Raw genomic sequence first — 23,800 nt, forward strand, 5'->3', positions numbered from 1 at the left:
CCGATGATTCGTCGAGCGATCAATCAATCAGAACGCCGGGGCGCGTGGTGCTAAATAGTTAACGCACGAGGTGAGGCGCAAACGTGTAGGACCGGCTTCAGCCGGGAAGGCGTCATTCGCAACGCCGCAGGATTGAGGGCGCTGACACTGGCCTCTTCCCGGCTGAAGCCGGTCCCACCGAGGCATCGCGGGGCAGTTCATTCCCTGCGACCACTTCCAGAGCCATTACGCTATAATCCCGCCCTTTAGCTGTCTGCCGCCGTGGCGCCAGACACACCTTATTTGTCAGGCGCGTGATGCCTGCATGCAGACTTAAGAGGCTAGACCCTAGTGGCATTGACGATCCTTGGCCTGTCCGGCGCCCTTAGCCATGATCCTTCCGCAGCCCTGTACATCGACGGCAAGCTGGTTGCTGCGGCCGAAGAAGAGCGTTTCGTTCGCGACAAGCATGCCAAGAACCGCATGCCCTACGAATCAGCGAAGTTCTGCCTCGAACAAGCGGGCATCAAGCCTTCCGACGTCGACGTCGTGGCCATTCCTTTCGCGCCCATCAGCCTGTTCGGCGAAGCGCGCTGGCACTACGCCAAACGTTACTGGTATGCCCCGGACCGCGCCCTCGACGCGATTCTGATGGGCAACCGCCGCTACAAGCGCTATCGCAACAAAATCGTCTGGTGCCTGGAACAACTGGGTTTTGATCCGAAAAAGATCAAGATCGAGCCCGTCGAGCACCACCTTGCCCACGCTTCCAGCGCCTACCACTGCTCCGGCTTCCAGGAGAAAACCGCGATCCTCGGGATCGACGGCAAGGGTGAGTACGCCACCACGTTCTTCGGCTACGGCGAAAACGGCAAGATCCACAAGATCAAAGAATTCTACGACCCGGATTCCCTCGGCGGGCTGTATGGCGCGATCACCGAATTCCTCGGCTTCGAGATGCTCGACGGCGAATTCAAAGTCATGGGCATGGCGCCGTACGGCGATGCGACCAAATACGATTTCTCGCGCCTGGCCACCTTTGAAAACGGCGAACTGGTGATCAACACCGAATACGCCAACGTCATCGGCCTGCGTCGTTACAAAGAGAAGGGCAAAGGCTTCTACTTCTCGCCGAAACTGATCGAGTGGCTGGGCCCCAAGCGCGAAGGCGACATCGCCGACGAGCCGTACATCCATTACGCCGCCAGCATGCAGGCGCTGTTCGAGAAGCTGTCGCTGCAGATGATCGACCACTATCTGGGTGACATCCTCAAGGAAACGGGCAAGCTCGCTTTCGCCGGTGGCTGCGCGCTGAACGTCAAACTGAACCAGAAAATCATCGCGCGCCCTGACGTCAAAGAGCTGTTCGTTCAGCCAGCGTCGGGTGATGCCGGCACTGCCGTCGGCGCTGCCGCCTACGTTTCCCACGCCCGCGGCGTGCCGGTCGAGAAGATGGAACACGTCTACCTCGGCCCGTCCTACAGCAACGAAGACGTTATCGCCGCCTGTGCCCGCCACCCGAGCAAGCCGGCCTGGCGCCAGATCGACAACACCCCCGAGCGCATCGCCAAAATCATGGTCGCGGGCAACCCGGTCGCCTGGTTCCAGGGCCGTATGGAATTCGGTCCTCGTGCCCTCGGTGGTCGTTCGATCATCGGCTGCCCGAGCATTGCCGGCGTCGCCGATCGCATCAACCATCAGATCAAGTTCCGCGAGCGCTGGAGGCCTTTCTGCCCGTCGATGCTCGACACCGTCGCCCCGCAGATGATCAAGATCGATCACCCGGCGCCGTTCATGACTTTCACGTTCGAAGTGGCGGAAGAGTGGAAAACCCGTGTGCCGGAAGTCGTCCACGAAGACGGCACCTCCCGCGCCCAGGTGCTCAAGCGCGAATACAACCCGCGCTACTACGACATGATGAAGGCGCTGGAAAACCTGACCGGCAATGGGGTTTCCCTCAATACGTCGCTCAACCGTCGCGGCGAGCCGATGATCTGCTCGCCGACCGATGCGCTGAATATGTTCTTCGGCTCCGATCTGGAGTACCTGATCATGGAAGACATTCTGGTGGTCAAAGACGGCGTGGACACCCATGACACGCTCAGCTGAGCGCCATGTTCTCCAGTTCTGCCACGGCTATGACGGGCCGTTCCTCGACTGCGCCCGTCAATACGCCAGCCTGTTCGTGGGCAGGGGATACCGTGTCACCACGGTATTCCTGACCGGCGCCGCCGATGCCGAGGTTGCAGCCAGTTGCGCGTCGGACGAAGTGCTGTTCATGGAGTACAGCTCCAAGGCCATCGGCGGCATGAAGGTGGGAGCGATCCGCGATCTGCGCAAGATCGCGGCGTCCCGCAGTTTCGAGTTTTGCATCACCCACCGTTTCAAGCCGACCTACATCGCACTGGTCGCGACCCGCTTGCCGGTGATCGGCGTCCATCATGCGTTTGGTGATTACCGGCGCCGCAGCCGCAAGGTGCTGGCGAACCTGTTCCGCTCCCGCCTGAGCCTGCTGGGCGTGTCCGATGCCGTGCGCGATGACATTCGCGCCTGCCTGCCGAAATGGCCGGTCGAACGTATCCAGACCCTCTATAACCGCATCGATGTCGATCAACTGAGCGCCACGCTGTTGTCCCGTGAGGAGGCCCGCGACGCGTTGGGTCTGGCCCAGGAGGCGTGGGTCGTGGGCAATGTTGGGCGGCTGCATCCCGACAAGGATCAGTCGACCCTGCTGCGCGGATTTGCCCAGGCGTTGCCGAACCTGCCCGCCGACAGCCAACTGGTGATTCTCGGTCAGGGTCGGCTGGAACAGGACCTCAGACACCTGGCGGCCGAACTGGGTATCGGCCATGAGGTGATGCTGGCGGGGCAGGTGACTCAAGCCAGCCGCTACTTCAAGGCGTTCGACGTGTTCGCACTGAGCTCCGATCACGAACCCTTCGGCATGGTGCTGCTGGAGGCCATGGTGGCCGGCGTGCCTCTGCTGGCAACCGCCTGTGGCGGCGCGAAGGAAGTGGTTGAAGGCGTGGGCATACTGTTTCCCCTGGGCGGAGCCGAGTCTTTGGCTCAGGGGCTGATCCACCTTTCGCGGATGGACGCCGAGCTGCGGCAGTCCTGCGCGGATGCGATGCTGCAACGGCTGCACGACCGTTTCAGCGATGAGGCGGTAAAAGCAGTTTTCTGGCAGCTGCCGCAAGTCGTCGCGCTCACCTCGGAAACCTGATTTCATTCGAACCGCTGGCAGCCATTGGCCTCTGATAGCAATGAACACCCGGCTGCATAGCACAGGATATGGATTGGAATGGTTGTAAAAAATTTGCCGGCACGTGCGGGGTACATCGCAGGTTTACTGCTTGCGGTGGTGATGCTGATCATATTTCTCGGGCCGTTCTGGTGGCCCGGTGAGTCAAGTTCCTGGGCTGCGTTCATTCGCGCGGCGCTGGTCGTTGCCTTGCTTTGCGCAGCGCCGGCGCTGAGTAGGCGATCATTTTCAGTCAGCCCGCTGACCTACACCGTCCTGCTGCTGTTCGCCTATCTGCTGATCAACAGCTTGATGTCAGACGACGACATGAAATCCCTTCGTCGGCTTCTGCTCATCCTTGTGTTTTTCATCGGCGTTGGCGTGATTAGGGCGAGGGGCACATTCGATTGGGAAAAAATCCTCAAGCTGTCGGTCGTGGTGGTTGCGCTGTTCGCCACATTTTCCATGCTCAATCTCGCCATCCACGGTGCGTTCGTCCTCGGCTATCGGCAGATGTCACTGGCTGGCTCGGGCGTAACCGATGTGGCCGACTTTGGCAACACCATCGTTGCCGGCATGAACTACGGCTTGTTTCTGCTGGCCGGGATCTGGCTGACGTTACGCTCAAGGCGCCGTGCCGAAATCGGCCTCTGGCTGCTGTGCTGCGCCCTTGTCGCCACGTACATCTACTTCACTTTCGCGCGCAGCGCCTGGCTGGCTTCATCGGTCGGCGGGCTGGTGCTGCTTGGCACGATGACCAGTGGCAAGCTGCGTCGCAATATCCTGATTCCTGCGGCCATCGTCGTCGCGCTTGTGCTCATTTTCGGCTTCAGCGAGCTCGCTTACGAAGTGCAGACCCGTGGCGTGACCGGGCGCAACGAAGTCTGGCTCGCGGTATTCGAGCGCCTGGCCGGCCACTGGTGGTTCGGGGTTGGCGCGGGTACGCCACTGGGCGAAGTTCACCTATCGACCGGGCAAATCGTGCGCAACACCCACGGCCTGTATTTCGAGGTGCTTTATCAGTTCGGCATCGTCGGTCTGGCGCTGCTGCTGGCGACGATGCTGCATGCTGGCGCGTGTCTGGCCCGAGCGCGCAAGACCTCGGAGATCGCTCGGCTCTGGCTGGCGATCCTCTGCGCCGGTGGCGTGGTCATGACCGTGGAACTGCACACCTTCGTTGGGTCACCCAATCTGGTGTGGGAATGGCTCTGGCTGCCCCTCGCTGGCGCGGTCGCCATCTCGCGGGAGGCGCGGCGTGCTGAGGATTGAAGCGCGGGGCGAGCAACGCTGGCTGGTAGGGCATGATCTGGAAGTGTGCCTGCAGGACTTTGCGCAATCCCGCGGTTCTGTTACAGGTCCGGTATTGCTGCTGGCGTCCGGCCCCTCGGCGAACGAGTTTCCGCTGCACAATTACCGGAGCCTGCCGGTCGTCGCCATGAACGGCTCGATCGTGCGCTGCGTCGACGAGGGCATCCGGCCTTTCTACTACCTGTGCGACGATCCGAATTTCGTCATCGGCCGGCCAGCGCTGGCACTGATGGGGGTTCGCCACGGCGAGCATCTGGCGATGAGTCTGGATGTACTTCAGGCGATTCATTCGGCCTACGCCACTGCGCTGAACGGCAAGAAGATCTATCTGCTGGAGCGGGTCAATCGCCAGGAAGGCAAGGCCGTCATGTCGGATCGAGCCTACGCGTGGTCAATCCGCAACGACGACGAGCTGATCTCCAACTTCTCCCTGCTGCGTCGCAAGCCCAACCGCATTGGCTTCAGCCTGAACCTCAAACGCGGCTATTTCGGCAGTCGAACCATTCCCTTCGGCGCCTTGCAGCTGGTCTGCCATCTGGGGTTTCGTCAGGTGTTCGTGGTCGGGATGGACCTGCGTCAGGGCGGGGGGCGTTTTTACGAGAAGGGCGAAGCGGCTTTGCCCAGCAGCCTGGACGAGGATTTCGAGCAATACATCCTGCCAAGCTTCACGTTGATGACTCGCAAGATCCTGCCGCGAACTGGCATGCAGGTGTTCAATCTATCCAGTGTCAGTCGCATGCCGGAGCGGGTCATTCCCAAAATCACCCTGCAGCGCCTCGACGAGCTGCTGGGCGTTCAACCCGACCCTTCTACGCAAACAGCGCCTTCAACCGCGCAGTGAAGTGGGCGCTCCGGCCTTGGGTGTAAGCTGAAATAAAGGCCGTGCCCCCATCGCTTTCCACCAGCCACGCGCGATCTTCCTTATACCTGAGCAGGTGCTGGAAATTGCGCAGCCGCTTCGAATCGCTCAGCGCGCGACGCTGGCACTTCATGTCAGAGATATCGATGAGCCCCAGTTTCGCCTCCGGGGTGAGGATCACATTGCCCATGTGCAGCGAGCGAAAGTAGACGCCGCGATCATGCAGGTGGGCGATAAACGTACCCAGTTCAGCCCGCAGTGGCGCGCTTTCACCGTGCTCTTTCAACACCTGGCGGATGGTCAGGCCGGGCAACGGCGTGTAACGCACGGCATCGCGGCTGATGCTGGCAATTCGGTAGGTGGCGATGACGTCGGGGCAGGGAATGCCGCGTTTTTTGAGGGCGTCGATGTTGTCGGCGAAGCGTTGCGCGTAGGGAAACAGCAAGGCCGAGCTGATCAGGCGCTTGCGGCGGAACAGTTTGAGAATGGTGCCGTCCTCAAGCAACAGAACCTTGTCCCCGGATCCGTCCGCTTCGAGCACGGTGGCGTTTTCTCGCAAGGCCAGATAGGCGCTGTGTTCCATTGGGTGCATCGGCATACTTACCTGAACAAATGCGGCATGTTACCCGAGTCGGCCCCGCTTGGGTCGCGGCAGGGGTCGACAAATATGGGTTGTGCTACCATGCCCGCCTAATTTTTTCGTGCGGATTCCCATGAGCAGTCCTGATCCTCAAGCTAAAACGACCCTGGCGATTTACTTTCGTCTATTGACCTATGTGCGGCCGTACATCGGCCTTTTCTGCTTGAGCATTGTCGGCTTTCTTATCTTTGCGTCCACCCAGCCGATGCTCGCCTACATCCTCAAATACTTCGTCGATGGCCTGGCCAATCCCGAAGCCAGCCTGTTCCCCGGCAACCCTTATATTGGTCACCTGCAATTGCTGCAGGCGGTGCCGCTGATGATCGTTCTGATCGCGGCCTGGCAGGGCGCCGGCTCTTATTTAGGCAACTTCTTCCTGGCCCGCGTTTCCCTCGGGCTGGTGCACGACCTGCGCGTCGTGCTGTTCAACAAATTGCTCACGCTGCCCAACCGCTTCTTCGACAACAGCAACTCAGGGCACCTGATCTCGCGCATTACCTTCAACGTGACCATGGTCACCGGCGCTGCCACCGACGCAATCAAGGTGGTGATTCGCGAAGGCATGACGGTTATCTTTCTGTTTGGCGCGCTGCTGTGGATGAACTGGAAACTGACCCTGGTGATGCTGGCGATACTGCCGCTCATTGCGGTCATGGTGAACAGCACCAGCAAGAAGTTTCGCAAGCAGAGCAAGAAGATTCAGGTGGCCATGGGCGACGTGACCCACGTGGCGTCCGAGACAATCCACGGCTATCGCGTGGTCCGCAGCTTTGGCGGCGAAGACTACGAAAAGGCCCGCTTCGAAAAGGCCAGCCGCAGCAATACCAAAAAGCAGTTGGCGATGACCAAGACCGGCGCGGTTTACACGCCGATGCTGCAATTGGTGACCTACAGCGGCATGGCCATCGTGATGTTCCTTGTCCTTTACCTGCGCGGCGACTCGTCGGCGGGTGATCTGGTGGCCTACATCACCATGGCCGGCCTGCTGCCCAAGCCGATCCGTCAGTTGTCCGAAGTCAGTTCCACCATCCAGAAAGGCGTCGCCGGTGCGGAGAGCATCTTCGAGCAACTGGATGAGCAGACCGAGCAGGACTTGGGCACCGTAGAGCGCGACAAGGTTTCAGGCCGTCTGGAGGTCAAAAACCTCACGTTCACCTACCCAGGCACGGAAAAGCGCGTGCTCAATGACGTGAGTTTTGTCGCCGAAGCCGGCCAGATGGTCGCGCTGGTGGGCCGCTCCGGCAGCGGCAAATCCACGTTGGCGAGCCTGATTCCGCGCTTCTACGATCACGTGCAGGGCCAGATTCTTCTCGATGGCGTCGAGACTCAGGACTACACCCTGCGCAGCCTGCGTCGTCAGATCGCGCTGGTGAACCAGAACGTCACGCTGTTCAACGACACCATCGCCAACAACATCGCGTATGGCGATCTGGCGGGCGTGCCGCTGGAAGAGATCAAGAAAGCCTCGGCCGATGCCTACTCGGACGAGTTCATCGACAAGTTGCCTCAGCAGTACCAGACCCTCGTCGGCGAGAACGGCGTGCTGCTGTCCGGGGGCCAGCGCCAGCGTTTGGCGATTGCCCGTGCGCTGCTGAAAAACGCGCCGCTGCTGATTCTCGACGAAGCGACCTCGGCGCTGGATACCGAGTCCGAGCGCCATATCCAGAAAGCCCTGGAGAAGGTCATGCAGGGCCGCACCACGCTGGTGATCGCCCACCGCCTGACCACCATCGAAAAAGCCGACGTCATTCTGGTCATGGACGAAGGCCGCATTGTCGAGCGCGGCTCCCATGCCGAGCTGCTGGCGCAGAACGGCTACTACACGCGCCTGCATGCCAAACAGTTCGAAGAAGACGAGCCAGTCGAAATCGATCGGGCAGTCGATGCATGCTGAGTCACTTGCGCGCATGGCGTGAGCGAGGCTGGACCCCGATTGATGCGACCACCTACGCCACCGCGTGGCAGCAGTTCGGCGGCAGCGTTGCCACGCACCCGCATGTGATCGAGCGCCTGGCCGGGCTGGCTGACATTCCGGTTCGGTATCTGGGTTGGCTGCAAGACGGCAACATCGTTGGTGCGGTGGCCTGCTGGGGCCGGGAGCTGGCGCTGGCCAAGAAGGTACTCAAGCAGCGTAATCGGCGGGTGTTCGATCTGGGCAATGCAGAGATCATTCTGCCGATTGCGCCCGGCGTGACAGTGCCGGTACGCCAGCGCATGAGTTACGTGTCGGAGTTGAACGCCGGTCAGATCGACACCCTCAAGCCGCAAGCCGAGAGCCTGGCCATCGCCCGCGCGCCTGAGGACTATTCCAAGAAATTCCGCTACAACCAGCGCCGTGAACAGCGTTTGCTTGAGGAGGCGGGCGGGGTCGTGCAGCCGATGCTGGATTTCACGTCCGAGGAACAAGCCCGCATTTACTCCAGCCTGTTTCATGCGCGCTGGGGCTTCGACGTGCCGGGCAAGGATCATCTGGCCAAGGTGTTCGAGCTGATGCGCGAGTTCATGACCGGCTCGATGATCCTGCTGGAAGGCAAACCCATTGCCGCTCAGGTGCTGTACAGGGTCGAATCGCCACACTGGGTGTCGGTGGAATACATCAACGGCGGTGTCGATCCGGCCCATCAGGCGTTGAGCGCCGGCAGCGTGCTGAGCTTCGTCAACACCCAGAACGCCTGGGCTGATGCGAGGGCGGTGAACAAGCCTTTGCGCTACTCCTTCGGCCGCTCCGATCGCGAATACAAAGACCGCTGGTGCCAGACGGTGCCTGTCTACAAGGTTGGATGACATGTCCGGGCGCAAGCAGCAGCTTCTGAAACGACATCGGCGCAACAAGCGTCTGGCGCTGATCATCGGTCTGGTGCTGCTGATCGGCATTGGCATCTGGGTCGCGTGGTGGCTGGTGCCGTTGCTGATCGTCGCCGCCTGGATCGCCCACGAAGCCTGGTTCTCCGACCATCTGTTTTATTCGCCCAAGAGCGATTACCACTACCAGTTTCCTGACGCGGCCCAGGCGCAGCCTGTTTCTGTCGTCAACGGCATGCTGCAACTGAGCGAGCCTTTGGGCGAAGGCGAAACCCTGCTGCTGGAGCTCGACCTGCGCAGCACCTGGCTCGGTCGCTGGCTGGACCCCTACGTGTTGGCAGGCGACGACCGCCAGGATTTCGAACGAGGCTTTGCCGGGCGTCGCTACGTGAACCTCACCGGGCAGCGGGACGTCGTCGCGGACAGCACGCTGCGCCTCAAAGGCGGCTTCTGCCGCATCGCCAGCGCCGCCCGCTTATACGTATTGAGCAACCCGGATTACCGGCAGCAACGGTTGATGATCCTCGCGCCCCACGCCGACGACGCCGAACTGGCAGCCTTTGGCCTGTACAGCCAGGCGGCGGATTGCAGCATCGTTACGGTGACCCAGGGCGAAATCGAGGCCGAACGCTACGAACAACTGGGGCTGAACCGCGCCGATGCTGCCCGGCTCAAGGGGCGTCTGCGTACCTGGGACAGCCTGGCGATTCCGCTGTGGGGCGGTGTGCCCCAGAGCCAGTGCGTGCAACTGGGCTATTACTGCCTGCAACTGCCGGCCATGGCCCAGTCGCCGGATCAGCCGTTTGGTTCTCGCGACTCCTCAGAGACCGACATCCGCAGTGCGCGGCAGCACAATCCTTTGCCGTTGCCGGGTGATCAGGACGGCGCGCCGACCTGGAACAATCTCGTGGCCGATCTTGCGGCGCTGCTCGATGCTTACCGGCCGGACGTCATTGTCATGCCGCACCCGGAACTCGACCCCCACGCTGACCACATCGCCACGACTCAAGCGTTATACCAGGCGGTGGGCAGAAGCGCGCACACGCCCGAGGTGGCGCTGTTCTACGCCAACCACCTGCACGACAACGACCGCTGGCCCATGGGGCTGGCCGGTAAAGGCGTCGCGCTGCCGCCGTTTGTAGAGGCGCCTTCAGTGGATCAGCTCTGGAGTACGTCGCTCAGTTCGGACGTGCAACTGGATAAGGCCATGGCTCTGGCGATGCAGCATGACCTCCAGGGAGCGCCACCCCTGAAGAAGCGCCTGCGCCGACAGATTCAACGCTGGCTGGCCGGTCGTGAATGGCCGCTGACGGGAGACGACGAATTCTTCCGCAAGGCCGTGCGCCGTCACGAGGTGTTCTGGGTTCGCCGCTTTCCGCGCCCATAGCTGCAACAGTCGATGCGCCATTCGTTGCACCAGTTAAAGCGCCACCTGAAGCGCTGTTTGAAGCACTAAGGGATTCGAGGCCAACCGGCCAGCCAGCGCTGATCGCTGTGCTAAGATTCCGTCCTTGTCCATTTCTGCCACGGGTTGTTCGATGAAGTTGTCCATGCCGCGTTTTGATCAGGCTCAAGTGTTAGTTGTCGGCGATGTCATGCTCGACCGCTACTGGCACGGTGGCACTTCCAGAATCTCCCCTGAAGCACCGGTGCCGGTGGTCAAAGTCGACCAGATCGAAGACCGTCCGGGCGGTGCCGCCAACGTGGCGTTGAACATTGCTGCGCTGGGCGCCAAGGCGTCCCTGGTCGGCGTGACCGGCACCGACGAAGCCGCCGACAGCCTGAGCAACAGCCTCAAGGCCGCCGGCGTGATCGCCAGCTTCCAGCGCATCGCCCATCAGCCCACCATCGTCAAATTGCGCGTCATGAGCCGGCACCAGCAGCTCCTGCGCATCGACTTCGAAGAACCCTTTGCCACTGACCCCGAGGCCCTGAGCCGCGAGGTCGATGCCCTGCTCGACGGTATCAAGGTGCTGGTCCTGTCCGACTACGGCAAAGGCGCGCTGAAGAATCATCAAGTGCTGATCAAGGCAGCCCGGGACCGTGGCATTCCCGTGCTCGCCGACCCCAAGGGTAAAGACTTCGCGATCTACCGTGGCGCCAGCCTGATTACCCCCAATCTCAGTGAATTTGAAGCCATCGTCGGCCATTGCGTCGACGAGGCAGAGCTGGTCGCCAAAGGCGCGGCGCTGATGAAGGACCTCGATCTGGGTGCGTTGCTGGTCACCCGTGGCGAACACGGCATGACCCTGCTGCGCCCGGACCAACCGACGCTGCACCTTCCGGCCCGCGCGCGGGAAGTCTTCGATGTGACGGGTGCTGGCGATACGGTCATCTCCACGCTGGCAGCGGCCATTGCGGCCGGCGAGGAATTGCCTCACGCCGTCGCGCTGGCGAACCTTGCGGCGGGCATCGTCGTGGGCAAGCTTGGCACTGCCGCGATCAGCGCGCCCGAGTTGCGTCGCGCCATCCAGCGCGGTGAAGGTTCCGAGCGCGGCGTGCTGACCCTCGATCAGCTGCTGCTGGCCATCGACGACGCCCGTGCCCACAACGAAACCATCGTATTCACCAATGGCTGTTTCGACATTCTGCACGCAGGCCATGTCACCTACCTGGAACAGGCCCGCGGCCAGGGCGATCGGCTGATCGTGGCGGTCAACGATGACGCGTCGGTGAGTCGCCTGAAAGGCCCGGGCCGCCCGATCAACAGCGTTGATCGACGCATGGCCGTGCTGGCCGGTCTGGGTGCGGTGGACTGGGTCATCAGCTTCCCCGAAGGCACCCCGGAAAACCTGCTGACCCATGTGCGTCCGGACGTGCTGGTGAAGGGCGGGGACTACTCGGTTGACCAAGTCGTCGGCGCCGACATCGTCGGCTCTTATGGCGGCACCGTGAAAGTGCTGGGACTGGTTGCCAACAGCTCGACGACAGCCATCGTCGACAAGATCCGCAGTCAGGACTGATCCGACGCCCGCAGCGCAGAGTGGCACCCCTTGCCGCTGCCATTTTTGTATTCGCAGTTCGGTATATGAACGTATGAAAGTCATGTTACTGGTGATGGATGAACAGCGCGTCATACTGGACGGTTTGTACGACACCGTGCGGCAGCATTGTGACGACTGCGTCATCTTTCGCCTGAGCAAGCAACAGCAGCTGAATCTTGGGCCGTTTCTGGCCTCGGTCGACTATCAGCGCTACGACCGGGTGGTGATTTTCTCCCGGGTCAAACGGCTTGCTCGCCAGCGCGCGGTGCTCAAGTGCATTCCGGGGCTGATCTTTCTTGAGCACGATGCGTATCAGAACTACATGAGCGCCAGCAAATACCACGGCATGTATTCACGCTTGTACCGGCAGCTGCCGTGGAGTCGCGCACTGGTTTCCGGTGCGGTGGTTGCGCGGCGCATGCGCGGCGAAGGCCTTGATGCGGTGTTCGTGTCCAAGGGCTACGACCAGGAAATGCTGCGCAATCTCGGTCAACCCCGAGACATTCCGGTGGGTTTTCTGGGCAGCCTGAAAAGCCGCGAGTATTCCCAGCGCAAGCAACTGGTGGAAAACCTCGCGCAGCGCGCCGGCATGCTGGTGACGCGCACGGCCTCTGGCGCCGAATACCTTGAAATGCTTAATCGCATCAGGATTTTCGTCAGTGCCGACATCGGCATGGGCGAGTTCATGATTAAGAATTTCGAAGCCATGGCCTGCGGCTGCGTGCTGCTCGCATGGAGCCAGGGTGAAGAGGACGAGCTGCTGGGGTTCGAAGAGGGGCGAAATGTCATGTTCTACCGCTCCGAAGACGAAGCCGTCGAGAAGATCCGCCTGCTGCAGAGTGATCCCGAGCTTGCCGCGCGCATCGCCAGCGAAGGCCAAAAATTCGCCGAAGCACGCTATGCCTTTGCCCGCGTGGGCCGCGATCTGGCCGATGAAATTCAGCGGCCGATGCGCCCGTGGCAACGTCCGTCGGCGCTGACCCGTGCCTGGGTCAAGTGGCGCCATGGCATGCAGGTGCCGGCCTGATGACGTTGCCGTCGAACCACGACAGCACCGCGCCGAGTGAACCCCTTGTATTGCCGGGCGCCGATCAGGACGTATTCGGCGCGCTTCCCGCTGCGCTGCGCCAGTGCCTGGCTAACGCTGCACGGGTCATCCTGATCGCCAACAATCCAGCCATCACCCCAGCCGATTTCGATGCCTTGGGCGTGGGTGCCGACGATGTGGTGGTCAGCTTCAATCTGTGCATCAAGGCCGCCCTGCTAAAGCCTGAAAGCGTCAACCTGTTTGTCCACGGCTTCAACGCGCCCGACTGTTATTTCTTTGGCCTGCCTTCAACCGCTGACGTACAGAAGTTCACTGCCCAACCGGGCTCGCGTTGCTTCACGCTGCTGGTGGGATGCGCCGTGCCGCTGTGCCCGCTGCCTGAGGTTGCGCTGTATTGGGACCGCATTCCGTTGCCGGCCCTGGCCGAGCATTACCCTGTTGATCGTCCCAACGGCAAGCGCTTCGTCGGTCCGTCCACAGGTTTCAACGTGCTGGTGCTGCTCGACTGGCTGCGCGCCCATGCCGGTTACCGCTACAAGCTCATGACCCTCGGTTTTTCCAATGAAGCCGGCAAGCTCTGGGGCGGCCACGCCTGGGACTATGAGCGCAACTGGCTGCTCGACGCCGACGTCGAAGTGATCGCCCTCAAGCCCCGGAGTTGGTGGCGCACGCTGTTGTTTCGTAAATGAACGAGGCCGTCCGCCGCTTGAGCGCGCATGTCCAGGCGCATCGCCATCGATCACGGAGAGTTTGTCAGTGCTGAACATTGCGGTCGCGTTTTTTGGTATCCCGCGCAACTCGGAAATCTGTTTTCCTTCCATTGAGGAAAACGTCCTTGGCCAGTTGCCCAAGGGCACCAACGTCAAATGCTTCTACCACCTCTACAAGATCGACGAAGTGCATAACCAGCGCTCGGCGGAGAAGGGTGAGCTGAAGGCGCAGAACTACGACGTTTTCCAGTCGATGACGGGGGTTCTCGAGTCCACGGACGGCGTGCTGGATCGCTGGGATTTCGAGCGGGTCAAGGCGATGGGCGACACCTGGGGCGACGAGCATGTCTCCCTGCGCAACCTGATCTATCAGCTCAATTCCCTGCACACGGTCACGGGCATGATGGAGTCGTTCGATCCGGACTTCGTGGTGTTCGTGCGGCCGGACAATTTCTTCCATTCGCCGCTGCCAGGTTATGTCTTTCATTCGCCGCAGGCACGGCGGCTGAACGCCTATATTCCGGACTGGCAGTGGTGGGGCGGGCTGAACGATCGTTTCGCCATTTGCGGCCGCGACGTCTACCGCGCCTATGGCAAACGGGTGGAGCGCATCTTCGAGTTCTGCGAGGTGACGGGCCGCAAGCTGCACTCGGAGCGTTTGCTCAAGTACGCCCTGCTTGAGGCTGACGCCCGCGTTTGCACGCTGCCAACCACCGCCTCGCGAGTGCGCATCACCGGCGCCTTCGCTGAAGAGTCGTTCTCACCGAAGCGCGGGATGGGCAAGCGTGAGAACCGCTATTTCCACTTCTTCGCCCGGCTGCGCACCTGGCGTGACAAACGCCTCACTGAAAAGAGCTGAGTGGCGGCCTACTTGTGCAGGCCGCTGCGCACCAGCCTGACCAGCCGCCTCGCTTTGATCCGCAGCTTGGTCAGACCTGATTTGGGCTTTTTCTTCGGCGTCAGGCCCTGCTGCACCAGCCAGTCCTTCCAGCGAATCCGCTCCTCGCGTACCACCCAGCCTTCTTGTGGGGCGAAGCTCTCGGCCAGATAAAGGCCGCGCGTACCGGCGGGCGAAAGCTTGTCTTTCTTCAGGGTGTACAGCTCGGGCAGGGGCGAGCCGTTTTCCAGCGGCATCAGGTACAGATCCGGCTTGCTGCGATTGAGGCGCGCCACCAGCTCGTTGTTCTCCAGGCTTTCATCGACGTGAAACAGACTCAGCGGGCGAGCCTCTTTCGGCACTTCCAGGCGCATGTCGTAGATCAGTTGCAACGACGCCGTCGGCAAATGCACGTAAGCGCGGGGCCGCTCAATCAGGGGCAGGCTGCCGCAACGTACAGGGCGTGCCGCGCCGGAAAGCGGCGTGAGGCGAAAGGGCATCGCTTCGCGGTAATGCAACGCTGCCGCGTAGGGCGCTGGCAGCCAAGTGTCGTTGAAACGTCCGCCGAGCCAGCCTTGGGGCGTCTCGATCAGGCATTCCTCGGCGACTTCCTGCACCGCCGTGTGCAACGGCAGGTTGAGTTCGTGGGCGGGAACGTAGCCGGAGATCAGCTTGAGCACCACATCGCCACGGTCCTGACGACGCTGGCGAACCAGCACCCAGTAATCGCGGTTCTGCCAGCGCAGGGTCAGGCGCACCGAGACACCGAGATTGGCCAGTTCGGTGGAAAACCGTTCGCTGTCCTCCACGTCGATCTTGCGACGCCGTGCCAGGGTCTGGGTGAAATTCAGCGGCATCCCTATGCTCTGGTAGGTCAGGCTTTCCGGGGTGGCTTCGACAAATAACGGCAGGGTCTTGAAGTTGCTGGGGTTCTTTCGGATCAGGGTTCGCGGCATATCGGCTCCTTCTTGCGTTGGGGTCGGCCGTTTGTCTCAGGGCTGACGACGGATGACGGCAGCGGCGGTTGCCACGTTATGGGCCAGATGCAGCGGATTGATGGTGCCGACGATAGCACCGGTGACGCCGGGATGTTCAAACAGCAGCTCGAAACTGGCCCTCACAGGATCGACACCGGGGCTCAGGCAAACGTGCCCGCTGGCCAGCGCTTTTTTGACCAGCACCCCTTTGCCGTGTGCAGCAGCGTAGTCGAGGACCGGCTTTTCGCCCTGTTCGTTGAGGTTGTACGTGACCATCGCGCAGTCGCCGTCCTCCAGCGCCAGCAGACCGCCTTCGACGGTCTTGCCGGAGAAGCCGAACCCGCGAATCTTGCCCTCGCGCTTGAGCTCCGTCAGCGTTTGATAGACATCGCATTCATTCAGTACGTGCAGATCGTTGCCGTCGGAATGCACCAGCACCAGATCGATGAAGTCGGTTTCCAGGCGCTGCAGGCTGCGCTCCACGGACAGGCGCGTGTGGGCGGCGCTGAAATCGTGCCGTGACTGGCCCGCGTCGAATTCTTCGCCGACCTTGCTGACGATCACCCAGTCCTTGCGTTGCCCGCGCAGCAGCGGGCCGAGGCGCTCTTCGCTGCGACCGTACGCCGGGGCGGTGTCGATCAGGTTGATGCCCAGATCCCGCGCCAGCTTCAGCAACATCTGCGCTTCGACGTCGTCGGGAATGGTGAAGCCGTTGGGGTACTTCACGCCCTGATCGCGGCCCAGCTTTACCGTGCCCAGGCCCAAGGGTGAGACGTTGATGCCGAGGCTGCCGAGCGGCCGATGCAGATCGTGCAGGGTCTTCATGGCAGCAGTTGATCCCAGACAGGAATGGCGAGTGGCGGCTTGGGGAAGTCGGTGTGCGGTGGTTGCGGGGTCGGGTGAATGTCATCCCGGGACAGCGAGGCCAGCACGCGATCGGCGAAGTCGGGGGCCAGCGCCAGTTTGGTGGGCCAGCCGACCAGCAAGCGCCCCTGCACGTCGACAAAGGCGTTGTCCGGGCGCACCAGACCGCTTTGCTGTGGCTCGGCGCGGTCCACGCGCAAGGTGGCGAACTGCGCCTGGCTGAGATCCACCCAGGGCAGCAGATTGGCGAGCTCTTTTTTCGCGGCGGCGATCTGCTCGGCGGGGGTGCGGGCCACGCCTTCGGCTTCGGCAATGTCGCCGCCCAGGTACCAGACCCACTGGCCGTCCGCCGCCGGATGCGTCGTGACGGTGATGCGCGGTTTCGGCCCGCCGCCCAGGCAGTGGGCGTACAGCGGTTTGAGCGTCGGGCCTTTGACCAGCACCATGTGTAGCGGGCGGCGTTGCATGGCCGGCTGGCTGACGTTCAGCGCCTTGAGCAGATCAGCCATGCCTTCACCGGCGCTGAGCACCACTCGCTGGGCGTGGATGTCGCGGCCGTCGACGCGCAGCCCGACCAGTTCGCCGTCGCGGCGCAGCGGCTGGATGTCCTGCCCCGCCAGCAGGCTGTCGCCCGCCAGCTCCGCCAGTTTTTTCACCAGACTGGGGATGTCGATGACCAGCTCGGCCAGACGGTACACCTTGCCTTTGAAGCGCGGATCCTGAAGCGCAGGGGGCAGGTCGCTGCCCTTGACCTGATCAACACGCCCGCGCACGGCCTTGCTGGCGAAGAAGCTGGTGAGGTTGCCGGCGAGGGTGCCGGGCGACCACAGGTAATGGGCTTCCGACAGCAGGCGTACGCCTGAGAGGTTCAGCTCGCCTTTGCCGGCGAGCGCTTCGCGCCAGCGACGGGGCATGTCGGCGATCGCTTCCGATGCGCCAGACAGTGCGCCGTGCAGGGCGTATTTAGCGCCGCCGTGAATGATCCCCTGGGATTTGAGTGTCTGGCCGCCACCCAGGCTGGCCTTTTCCACCACCACCGTTGAAAAGCCCTGATGCCGCAGCCGCGCATTGAGCCAGAGACCGGCAACGCCCGCGCCGACAATCAGGACGTCAGTGGAAATAGCAGATGACATGGGCACCTCAAATGGCGAAACGAATGCCGGCATTATAGGGGAAGGCACTTTTCAGTAACCCCCTTAATGACCGGCCGTCTTCGAGAACAGCTGGATGACCACGACGCCCGCGACGATCAGGCCCATGCCGGCGATGGCGGGCAAGTCCAGTTTCTGGCCGTAAATAAACAGCGCCGCGATGCTGACCATGACGATGCCCATGCCCGCCCACACGGCGTATGCCACGCCGACCGGGATGGTGCGCACCACCAGCGTGAGCATCCAGAACGCAATGGCGTAGCCGACGATTACCAACAGCAGTGGAATCGGCGTGCTCAGGCCTTTGACGGCTTTCATGGACACAGTGCCGATGACCTCGGCACAGATGGCGATGGCCAGCAGGTAGTACGCAGACATGGTGTAGCTCCTTTTCAATGGCCGTCATTAAAGCGGCTTACCCGGTACTGAACAACCGGCGCCTTTCGGGCTGGCGGGCTGGCGGGAGGGCGGCTGGCGAAATGCGCCGGGCAAGATATGTGCGAAGCTCCATGGATATCTGACAGCGTTTGGCTGATAAACTCCGCGCCCATGAATAGAACCCTCTACAGCATCCTGTTCCACCTCGGCCTCCCATTGATCGCCCTGCGCTTGTGGCTGCGTTCGCGCAAGGCGCCGGCCTACGCGAAACGGGTCGGCGAGCGCTTCGCCATGGGCTTGCCCGCCATGCAGCGCGGCGGTATCTGGGTGCATGCCGTGTCGGTGGGCGAGAGCATCGCCGCCGCGCCGATGATTCGCGCCTTGCTGGCCCGCTATCCGCAATTGCCGATCACCATCACCTGCATGACGCCGACCGGCTCGGAGCGCATTCAGTCGCTGTTCGCCAACGAGCCGCGCGTTCAGCATTGCTATTTGCCCTATGACTTTCCGTGGGCAGCCGGGCGTTTTCTCGATCACATCCAGCCGAAGATCGGCGTGATCATGGAAACCGAGCTGTGGCCCAATCACATTCATCAGTGTGTGAAGCGCGGCATTGCGACGGTGCTGGCGAACGCGCGGTTGTCAGAGCGTTCCGCTCGCGGCTACGGACGCTTCGCCGGGCTGACTCGGCCGATGCTGGCAGAGATGAGCCTGATTGCCGTGCAGACCGAAACCGAGGCCCAGCGCTTTCGTGACCTGGGCGCTCGGCCCGAGTGCGTCACCGTGACGGGCTCGATCAAGTTCGACCTGACCATTAATCCGCAATTGCTGGAGCGTGCCGCTCAGCAGCGTGAGCAATGGCAGACCTTGCAGCGTCCGGTGTGGATTGCCGCCAGTACCCACGCGGGCGAAGACGAGGTGGTGTTGGCGGCCCATCGCACGGTAATGGAAACCCATCCCGGCGCGCTGTTGATCCTCGTGCCCCGTCACCCCGAGCGGTTCAATGGCGTGTTTGAGCTGAGTCAGCAGCAAGGATTCGCCAGCGTTCGTCGTTCGACGGCCGAGCCGGTAACGCCGGAGACCTCGGTTCTGGTGGGCGACACCATGGGGGAGCTGCTGTTTCTGTATGCGCTGGCCGACATCGCCTTTGTCGGCGGCAGCCTGGTGCCCAACGGTGGCCATAACCTGCTGGAGCCTGCGGCGCTGGATAAGCCCGTTCTCAGCGGCCCGCACCTGTTCAACTTCCTCGAAATCGCCGCGATGCTGCGTAATGCCGGCGCGTTGGAGGAAGTCAGTGACGTGGCCGGACTGGCCGCTGCAGTGCGAGGGTTGATTGAGCATCCCGAGAAAGCAAAGGCGATGACCGATGCCGGATTGGCCGTGATGAAGGCCAATCAGGGGGCGCTGAAGAAGTTGCTGGACGGGATTGGGCGGTTGTTGGGCTGATGTTGGCGAGCAAGCGGTCATCTTGAGGGCTTGCGCATAATGACAATCGTGCGTTCCGCGCAAATCCAATGCATGAGCGCGCTTGCCCGGGACTTGGCGCGAAGCGGAAGCAGAGTGGTTGAGCGGGACATGAAGGTGCTACCGGTAAGCCTCCCGACGATTGCCCAGTTCGATGACCAAAATGGTTAGCTCGCCGTTTTGGATATCGCAGATTACTCGTAGATCCCCAATTCGATAGCGCCACAGCCCGCCCTCGGGACCTGTTAGCGCCTTCCCCACGCTGCAAGGGTCGTCTCTGACAGCCACCCGTTCGTCCATGAAGTCAAGCACGCGCCGGGCGGTTTGCTTGTCGAGCTTCTTGAGCTGTTTCTTTGCCGTCTCGGTGTACTTAATCGTCCAGGCCAAGCTCTTTTCTTGCATCGCTGGATGAATAAGTGGCTTCCTTGCCCTTTCGGACGCGTTCGAGTACGTCCGCTGCCAGGTAATACTCTTCAAGCTCAGGTAAACCTTGCTCGATAATTTCACGCAAATAAAAGGCTTTGGTCCGGCCGGTGCTAGCCGCGAGAACGTCGAGACGTGCTTCAGTCTCGGGGGTGAGGCGAATTGAGGTAGGCATGCGACTTCTCCGCAATACATGTATTCACTGTATCGCGCGGATGCTACTCGGGTCGCCGGAACCTTTCAATCGGCCTGTCACCGCTCCGTCGGCCGCTCGAAGTTCTTCGCCGCTTCTTTCGCCAGATCAGGCGGCAGGAAGTCTTTGTCGGGGTTGTAGTCGGCTTTCAGAAAGCGTGACAGATCCTGCAGATCCCCCGGGCTCAGCGTGCCGGCAGCCTGCTTTAGGCGCAGGTTGTCGAGGATGTAGTCGTAACGAGTGTTGTTGTAGTCGCGGACCGACGCGTACAGCTGGCGCTGTGCATCGAGCACGTCGACGATGTTGCGCGTCCCCACTTGATAACCGATTTCCGTGGCTTCCAGCGCGCTCTGGTTGGAGATGATCGACTGCTTGCGCGCCTGCACCTGCTCGACATCGGTGTTCACCGCGCGGTGCAGGTTGCGGGTGTTTTCCACCACTTGCCGACGCAGGCCTTCACGCTGCTGCTCGCTCTGACCGAGACGAGCGTAAGCCTCGCGGACCTGGGAACTGGTCAGGCCGCCGCTGTAAATCGGTATGTTCACCTGCAGGCCGATGGTGCGTTGCTCGACGCTGCCGTGGAAACTCTGGCCGGTGTAATTGGGGTTGGTGAAACCCAGCGGGTCGTTGTCGCCTTTCTCGTACTGCGCTACCGCATCGACCGTGGGTGCGTGGCCCGCCTTGCGCTGACGCAAAGTCTCTTCAGCGGCGCTGACGGCGTAGTTGCTGGCCAGCAAATTCAGGTTTTGCTGGGTTGCCGTGTCGACCCAGGCTTTCGCATCGTTGGGCGTCGGTGCGAGCACTGGCAGGGTGTGCACGATGCCTTCAATGGAGTTGTAGTCGCGGTTGGTCAGGGTGATCAGCGCCTGAAAGGCATCGTCCACCTGGCGCTTGGCAACGATCCGCGCAGCGCGGGCGGTGTCGTAACTGGCTTGGGCCTGCAGCACGTCGGTCTTGTCCGACAGGCCGACGTCGAAGCGTTCATTGGCCTGATCGAGCTGGCGCTTGAACGCCGCTTCCTCTGCCTTGGTCGAGGCCAGATTGTCCTGTGCGCGGAGCACCGCAAAATAGTCTTCGGCGCTTTGCAGAATCAGGTTCTGCTCGGTGGCCGAGAGCTGCAGGATCGCCTGCTCGTTGACGTCCTTCGCGGCCTTGAGCTGGAACCAGCGGTCCGCGCGGAAGATCGGCTGACTCAAGGTCGCGCGATAGACCGTGCCACTGCGGCTGATGACGGCAGAGGGCTGGTCAATCGAGGTGCGGGTGTCATTGATGTCGGCGCCGCCGGAGATGTTCGGCAACAGACCGGCGCGTGCCTGGGGCACGATTTCCTTCTGCGCGTCGTAGCTGGCGCGGGCTGCCGCAAGGTCGGCGTTATTGTTGACCGCTTCCTGATACACACTGACCAAACCGGTCCTGGTCGGCAGCGGCATGTCTGCTGCCCCGGCCATCGCATTCGAAGCACACGACACGGCAATGGCCAGTGAAAGTTTGCGCAGCATAGACATTCCCTAGTAATTCAAGCGGTATGAAGACGGTGACGTTGCGTCTGATCCAGATGGCTTTGGCGACGCGTAGCGAGTGTAGTTCCAGCGGGTAGGGACAACAATCGGGCAAATCAGCCATTTAACGCGCGTTTGAATTCCGCGCTTGGCGTTTGGCCTGCGCCGCGACTAGACTGACGCCGTTCTTGTCGGGGTGCCTTGATATGAGGCTGAGATCGGATAATCCGGATCCCGTTGAACCTGATCAGGTTAGCGCCTGCGTAGGGAACAAGATTTCTCGTCTCCCGGCGAGTCCTCTTGAGTGTCGTCCGGGGTCGTCTTTGTTCATTTTCTGAACAGTCCGCGCCTTTCGATTCTCAGCATCCATGCCGTCTCAGGGTGCATCCGTCCGTGTTCATCAGGCTCAAGCTCCGACAATTCATTCCGCTGCTGGATGATGTCCTGGAGAGCCCGTGATGAGTACAACACTAAAAAACGCCAATCTGAGTGAATCCGCCCAAGTCGACTCGGGGTCGGTTCAACCGTTTACCCGCTCGCAGAAAATCTACGTTCAGGGCTCGCGTCCGGACATCCGCGTGCCCATGCGTGAGATCAGCCTGGACGTCACGCCGACGGCCTTCTCTGAAACAAAGAGCTCTGGAACAAACAGCGGCGGCGAGATCAACGCACCGGTCTGCGTGTACGACACCTCCGGCCCGTACACCGACCCCAACGTCATCATCGACGTGCGCAAGGGCCTGGCGGATGTGCGTTCGCCGTGGATCGAGTCCCGCGCTGACACCGAACGCCTTCCAGGGCTGACCTCGAACTTCGGTCAGCAGCGCCTGGCCGATGCCGAACTGACCCGGCTGCGTTTCGCCCATGTGCGCAATCCGCGTCGGGCAAAGGCGGGCGCCAACGTCAGCCAGATGCACTACGCGCGTCAGGGCATCATCACCGCCGAGATGGAATACGTCGCCATCCGCGAGAACATGAAGCTGCAGGAAGCCCGCGCCGCTGGTCTGCTCACCCAGCAGCACCCCGGCCACAGCTTCGGTGCGAGCATTCCGAAAGAGATCACCCCTGAGTTCGTGCGCGAGGAAATCGCCCGCGGTCGCGCGATCATCCCCGCCAACATCAACCACGTTGAGCTCGAGCCGATGATTATCGGGCGCAACTTTCTGGTGAAGATCAACGGCAACATCGGCAACAGCGCGCTGGGTTCGTCCATCGAAGAAGAAGTGGCGAAACTGACCTGGGGCATTCGCTGGGGTTCGGACACGGTCATGGACCTGTCCACCGGCAAGCACATTCACGAAACCCGCGAGTGGATCATCCGCAATTCGCCGGTGCCCATCGGCACCGTGCCGATCTATCAGGCGCTGGAAAAGGTCGGTGGCGCGGCCGAAGACCTGACGTGGGAGCTGTTCTGCGACACGCTGATCGAGCAGGCGGAGCAGGGCGTCGACTATTTCACCATTCACGCCGGTGTACTGCTGCGTTACGTGCCGCTGACCGCCAAGCGCGTGACCGGGATCGTCAGCCGTGGCGGTTCGATCATGGCCAAGTGGTGTCTGGCCCATCACAAGGAAAACTTCCTCTACACCCACTTCGACGACATCTGCGAAATCATGAAGGCCTATGACGTTAGCTTCTCTCTGGGCGACGGCCTGCGCCCGGGCTCGATTGCCGACGCTAACGACGAAGCGCAGTTCGGTGAGCTGGAGACCCTCGGCGAGCTGACCAAGATCGCCTGGAAACACGATGTGCAATGCATGATCGAAGGCCCGGGCCACGTGCCGATGCAGTTGATCAAAGAGAACATGGACAAGCAGCTGGAGTGCTGCGACGAGGCGCCTTTCTATACGCTCGGCCCGCTGACCACCGACATCGCACCGGGTTACGACCACATCACGTCGGGCATCGGCGCGGCCATGATCGGCTGGTTTGGCTGCGCGATGCTCTGCTACGTCACGCCCAAGGAACACTTGGGATTGCCGAACAAGGATGACGTCAAGACCGGGATCATTACCTACAAGATCGCCGCCCACGCAGCGGACCTCGCCAAAGGACATCCCGGTGCGCAGATTCGTGACAACGCTCTGAGCAAGGCGCGGTTTGAATTCCGCTGGGAAGACCAGTTCAACCTCGGTCTGGACCCGGACACCGCGCGTGCTTACCACGACGAGACGCTGCCGAAAGACTCAGCCAAGGTCGCGCATTTCTGCTCCATGTGCGGGCCGAAATTCTGCTCGATGAAGATCACCCAGGAAGTGCGCGAGTACGCCGCCAACCAGAAGATCAGCGCGGTGGACGTGTCGGTGGACGAAGGCATGCGCGAACAGGCCGAGCGGTTCAGGCAGGAAGGCAGTCAGCTTTATAAGAAAGTCTGAGCGGCAAGCGGCAAGTCACAAGCTGCAA

General features: G+C 61.6%; 21 protein-coding genes and 1 riboswitch. Of the genes, 13 read left to right on the forward strand and 8 right to left on the reverse strand.

Annotated elements, in window-relative coordinates; genetic code table 11:
• The first annotated feature begins 330 nt into the window (after positions 1 to 330).
• The 4 genes from AC07VF_RS10855 to AC07VF_RS10870 all read left to right on the forward strand — a co-directional run bounded on the left by AC07VF_RS10855 (position 331) and on the right by AC07VF_RS10870 (position 5,369).
• Positions 331 to 2,088, forward strand: coding sequence for a carbamoyltransferase family protein (locus AC07VF_RS10855; RefSeq protein WP_192171135.1), 1,758 nt, complete (start codon positions 331 to 333; stop codon positions 2,086 to 2,088).
• The gene (locus AC07VF_RS10860) at positions 2,072 to 3,202 is read left to right on the forward strand and encodes a glycosyltransferase (protein WP_122625597.1); all 1,131 of its coding nucleotides are present in this window, start codon (positions 2,072 to 2,074) and stop codon (positions 3,200 to 3,202) included. The genes AC07VF_RS10855 and AC07VF_RS10860 overlap by 17 nt, the downstream gene beginning before the upstream one ends.
• Before the next feature lie 78 nt (positions 3,203 to 3,280).
• A complete protein-coding gene (locus AC07VF_RS10865) occupies positions 3,281 to 4,489 on the forward strand; it encodes an O-antigen ligase family protein (protein WP_495008548.1) in 1,209 nt (402 codons plus the stop codon).
• Positions 4,476 to 5,369 carry a WaaZ-like lipopolysaccharide core biosynthesis protein gene (locus tag AC07VF_RS10870; RefSeq protein ID WP_495008547.1) on the forward strand — a complete coding sequence of 298 codons (894 nt, stop codon included), beginning with the start codon at positions 4,476 to 4,478 and terminating at the stop codon, positions 5,367 to 5,369. Before AC07VF_RS10865 ends, AC07VF_RS10870 begins: the two co-directional genes overlap by 14 nt.
• Here AC07VF_RS10870 and AC07VF_RS10875 read toward each other — a convergent pair.
• The gene (locus AC07VF_RS10875) at positions 5,338 to 5,979 is read right to left on the reverse strand and encodes a lipopolysaccharide kinase InaA family protein (RefSeq protein WP_346626861.1); all 642 of its coding nucleotides are present in this window, start codon (positions 5,977 to 5,979) and stop codon (positions 5,338 to 5,340) included. The two genes, AC07VF_RS10870 and AC07VF_RS10875, sit on opposite strands and share 32 nt — an antisense overlap.
• 121 nt (positions 5,980 to 6,100) lie before the next feature.
• On the opposite strand from AC07VF_RS10875, the gene msbA reads away from it, so the two are divergent.
• The 7 genes from msbA (at position 6,101) to AC07VF_RS10910 (ending at position 14,430) form a co-directional block, all read left to right on the forward strand.
• Positions 6,101 to 7,921, forward strand: coding sequence for a lipid A export permease/ATP-binding protein MsbA (gene msbA, locus AC07VF_RS10880; protein WP_192171131.1), 1,821 nt, complete (start codon positions 6,101 to 6,103; stop codon positions 7,919 to 7,921).
• Entirely contained in the window at positions 7,915 to 8,811 is an 897-nt protein-coding gene (locus AC07VF_RS10885) for a GNAT family N-acetyltransferase (protein ID WP_192171130.1), read from the forward strand. Before msbA ends, AC07VF_RS10885 begins: the two co-directional genes overlap by 7 nt.
• Position 8,812: 1 nt before the next feature.
• Positions 8,813 to 10,216, forward strand: coding sequence for a PIG-L deacetylase family protein (locus AC07VF_RS10890; RefSeq protein WP_192171129.1), 1,404 nt, complete (start codon positions 8,813 to 8,815; stop codon positions 10,214 to 10,216).
• A gap of 151 nt (positions 10,217 to 10,367) precedes the next feature.
• The gene (gene hldE, locus AC07VF_RS10895; RefSeq protein ID WP_495008546.1) at positions 10,368 to 11,792 is read left to right on the forward strand and encodes a bifunctional D-glycero-beta-D-manno-heptose-7-phosphate kinase/D-glycero-beta-D-manno-heptose 1-phosphate adenylyltransferase HldE; all 1,425 of its coding nucleotides are present in this window, start codon (positions 10,368 to 10,370) and stop codon (positions 11,790 to 11,792) included.
• Positions 11,793 to 11,865: 73 nt separating this feature from the next.
• The gene (locus AC07VF_RS10900; protein ID WP_495008545.1) at positions 11,866 to 12,840 is read left to right on the forward strand and encodes a glycosyltransferase family protein; all 975 of its coding nucleotides are present in this window, start codon (positions 11,866 to 11,868) and stop codon (positions 12,838 to 12,840) included.
• On the forward strand, positions 12,840 to 13,550 hold the full coding sequence (locus AC07VF_RS10905; protein ID WP_346626858.1) for a protein kinase family protein: 711 nt from the start codon (positions 12,840 to 12,842) through the stop codon (positions 13,548 to 13,550). Before AC07VF_RS10900 ends, AC07VF_RS10905 begins: the two co-directional genes overlap by 1 nt.
• Before the next feature lie 67 nt (positions 13,551 to 13,617).
• Positions 13,618 to 14,430: a hypothetical protein gene (locus tag AC07VF_RS10910; RefSeq protein ID WP_495008544.1), complete on the forward strand. Its 813-nt coding sequence runs from the start codon at positions 13,618 to 13,620 to the stop codon at positions 14,428 to 14,430.
• An 8-nt stretch (positions 14,431 to 14,438) separates the two neighbouring features.
• On the opposite strand, the gene AC07VF_RS10915 is transcribed toward AC07VF_RS10910, so the two are convergent.
• From AC07VF_RS10915 to AC07VF_RS10930, 4 genes are all read right to left on the reverse strand, one after another.
• The gene (locus AC07VF_RS10915) at positions 14,439 to 15,404 is read right to left on the reverse strand and encodes a metal ABC transporter ATPase (RefSeq protein ID WP_495008543.1); all 966 of its coding nucleotides are present in this window, start codon (positions 15,402 to 15,404) and stop codon (positions 14,439 to 14,441) included.
• Between the two features lie 36 nt (positions 15,405 to 15,440).
• On the reverse strand, positions 15,441 to 16,250 hold the full coding sequence (locus tag AC07VF_RS10920; RefSeq protein ID WP_495008542.1) for an aldo/keto reductase: 810 nt from the start codon (positions 16,248 to 16,250) through the stop codon (positions 15,441 to 15,443).
• A complete protein-coding gene (locus tag AC07VF_RS10925) occupies positions 16,247 to 17,422 on the reverse strand; it encodes an NAD(P)/FAD-dependent oxidoreductase (RefSeq protein WP_495008541.1) in 1,176 nt (391 codons plus the stop codon). Before AC07VF_RS10925 ends, AC07VF_RS10920 begins: the two co-directional genes overlap by 4 nt.
• 63 nt (positions 17,423 to 17,485) lie before the next feature.
• Positions 17,486 to 17,818, reverse strand: a complete 333-nt coding sequence (locus AC07VF_RS10930) for a DMT family transporter (RefSeq protein WP_133774590.1) — start codon at positions 17,816 to 17,818, stop codon at positions 17,486 to 17,488.
• A gap of 171 nt (positions 17,819 to 17,989) precedes the next feature.
• On the opposite strand from AC07VF_RS10930, the gene waaA reads away from it, so the two are divergent.
• Positions 17,990 to 19,264 (forward strand): lipid IV(A) 3-deoxy-D-manno-octulosonic acid transferase, encoded by a 1,275-nt coding sequence (waaA, locus tag AC07VF_RS10935; protein WP_495008540.1) that lies wholly within the window; start codon positions 17,990 to 17,992, stop codon positions 19,262 to 19,264.
• 138 nt (positions 19,265 to 19,402) lie between these two features.
• Here waaA and AC07VF_RS10940 read toward each other — a convergent pair whose 3' ends face one another.
• From AC07VF_RS10940 to AC07VF_RS10950, 3 genes are all read right to left on the reverse strand, one after another.
• Entirely contained in the window at positions 19,403 to 19,669 is a 267-nt protein-coding gene (locus AC07VF_RS10940; protein ID WP_495008539.1) for a type II toxin-antitoxin system RelE family toxin, read from the reverse strand.
• Positions 19,653 to 19,880: a type II toxin-antitoxin system RelB family antitoxin gene (gene relB / locus AC07VF_RS10945; RefSeq protein ID WP_495008538.1), complete on the reverse strand. Its 228-nt coding sequence runs from the start codon at positions 19,878 to 19,880 to the stop codon at positions 19,653 to 19,655. Before relB ends, AC07VF_RS10940 begins: the two co-directional genes overlap by 17 nt.
• 77 nt (positions 19,881 to 19,957) lie before the next feature.
• A complete protein-coding gene (locus tag AC07VF_RS10950; RefSeq protein WP_192171120.1) occupies positions 19,958 to 21,397 on the reverse strand; it encodes a TolC family outer membrane protein in 1,440 nt (479 codons plus the stop codon).
• 182 nt (positions 21,398 to 21,579) lie between these two features.
• A riboswitch (TPP riboswitch) is annotated at positions 21,580 to 21,684 on the forward strand.
• 171 nt (positions 21,685 to 21,855) lie between these two features.
• Between AC07VF_RS10950 and thiC the strand changes: the two genes are divergently transcribed.
• Positions 21,856 to 23,772 carry a phosphomethylpyrimidine synthase ThiC gene (gene thiC / locus AC07VF_RS10955; protein ID WP_495008537.1) on the forward strand — a complete coding sequence of 639 codons (1,917 nt, stop codon included), beginning with the start codon at positions 21,856 to 21,858 and terminating at the stop codon, positions 23,770 to 23,772.
• The last annotated feature ends 28 nt before the right edge of the window (positions 23,773 to 23,800 follow it).

The organism is Pseudomonas sp. GW821-FHT02H06 (genome assembly GCF_059421525.1).

Bases quoted from the DNA above. Each gene is read 5' to 3' on its own strand.
- AC07VF_RS10860 (WP_122625597.1), top strand. From the start codon at position 2,072: ATGACACGCTCAGCTGAGCGCCATGTTCTCCAGTTCTGCCACGGCTAT.
- AC07VF_RS10865 (WP_495008548.1), top strand. From the start codon at position 3,281: ATGGTTGTAAAAAATTTGCCGGCACGTGCGGGGTACATCGCAGGTTTA.
- AC07VF_RS10875 (WP_346626861.1), bottom strand. From the start codon at position 5,979: ATGCACCCAATGGAACACAGCGCCTATCTGGCCTTGCGAGAAAACGCC.
- msbA (WP_192171131.1), top strand. From the start codon at position 6,101: ATGAGCAGTCCTGATCCTCAAGCTAAAACGACCCTGGCGATTTACTTT.
- AC07VF_RS10885 (WP_192171130.1), top strand. From the start codon at position 7,915: ATGCTGAGTCACTTGCGCGCATGGCGTGAGCGAGGCTGGACCCCGATT.
- AC07VF_RS10890 (WP_192171129.1), top strand. From the start codon at position 8,813: ATGTCCGGGCGCAAGCAGCAGCTTCTGAAACGACATCGGCGCAACAAG.
- hldE (WP_495008546.1), top strand. From the start codon at position 10,368: ATGAAGTTGTCCATGCCGCGTTTTGATCAGGCTCAAGTGTTAGTTGTC.
- AC07VF_RS10900 (WP_495008545.1), top strand. From the start codon at position 11,866: ATGAAAGTCATGTTACTGGTGATGGATGAACAGCGCGTCATACTGGAC.
- AC07VF_RS10905 (WP_346626858.1), top strand. From the start codon at position 12,840: ATGACGTTGCCGTCGAACCACGACAGCACCGCGCCGAGTGAACCCCTT.
- AC07VF_RS10915 (WP_495008543.1), bottom strand. From the start codon at position 15,404: ATGCCGCGAACCCTGATCCGAAAGAACCCCAGCAACTTCAAGACCCTG.
- AC07VF_RS10920 (WP_495008542.1), bottom strand. From the start codon at position 16,250: ATGAAGACCCTGCACGATCTGCATCGGCCGCTCGGCAGCCTCGGCATC.
- AC07VF_RS10925 (WP_495008541.1), bottom strand. From the start codon at position 17,422: ATGTCATCTGCTATTTCCACTGACGTCCTGATTGTCGGCGCGGGCGTT.
- AC07VF_RS10930 (WP_133774590.1), bottom strand. From the start codon at position 17,818: ATGTCTGCGTACTACCTGCTGGCCATCGCCATCTGTGCCGAGGTCATC.
- waaA (WP_495008540.1), top strand. From the start codon at position 17,990: ATGAATAGAACCCTCTACAGCATCCTGTTCCACCTCGGCCTCCCATTG.
- relB (WP_495008538.1), bottom strand. From the start codon at position 19,880: ATGCCTACCTCAATTCGCCTCACCCCCGAGACTGAAGCACGTCTCGAC.
- AC07VF_RS10950 (WP_192171120.1), bottom strand. From the start codon at position 21,397: ATGCTGCGCAAACTTTCACTGGCCATTGCCGTGTCGTGTGCTTCGAAT.
- thiC (WP_495008537.1), top strand. From the start codon at position 21,856: ATGAGTACAACACTAAAAAACGCCAATCTGAGTGAATCCGCCCAAGTC.